This is a genomic window from Vibrio sp. S234-5, assembly GCF_000960595.1.
Lineage (GTDB): Bacteria > Pseudomonadota > Gammaproteobacteria > Enterobacterales > Vibrionaceae > Vibrio.
The window spans coordinates 1-434 of sequence record NZ_JZAM01000334.1 but is presented as its reverse complement, the minus strand read 5'-3'; the positions used below and the strand labels follow the sequence as shown (position 1 = coordinate 434).

The following is a 434-nucleotide window of genomic DNA, read 5'->3' as shown; positions in this document are numbered from 1 at the left end:
GCGCTGATCTTGTCGCCTGATCTGACACAACGTATGGCGCAGGGGCGCGAGCTCGGGCCGTGGATTGTCGAGGGCTCCGATACCATGATCAGCTCGGCGATCCTTTGTTTGCAAACTATGCCGTTGACCGACTTTGATTTTGAGCTCAGGCCCAAAGTGCAGAAAACCTTTGACGTGGCGCTTTATTACAACCCGAGTCGCCGCTCTGCGGTCAATATCGTGCCGGGTTTGCTTGTGGTGATCCTCACCGTGACGATGATTTTGTTCACCAGCGCGGCGATTGTGCGTGAGCCCGAACGAGGCAATTTGGAGCTGCTCATCACCACGCCAGTGCGCTCATTTGAGCTGATGGTGGCGAAAATGGTGCCGTATATTTTTGTCGGCCTGATTCAGGTTTTCATCATTTTGGGTTTGGGTCAGTTTATTTGCGACGG

The 434-nt window shown here is 53.7% G+C and carries 1 protein-coding gene; it reads left to right on the top strand.

Annotation, left to right across the window (positions count from 1 at the left end; genetic code table 11):
* Positions 1-434, top strand: a 434-nt coding sequence (locus UF06_RS18880) for an ABC transporter permease (protein WP_045571808.1), incomplete at both ends; no start/stop codon positions are given.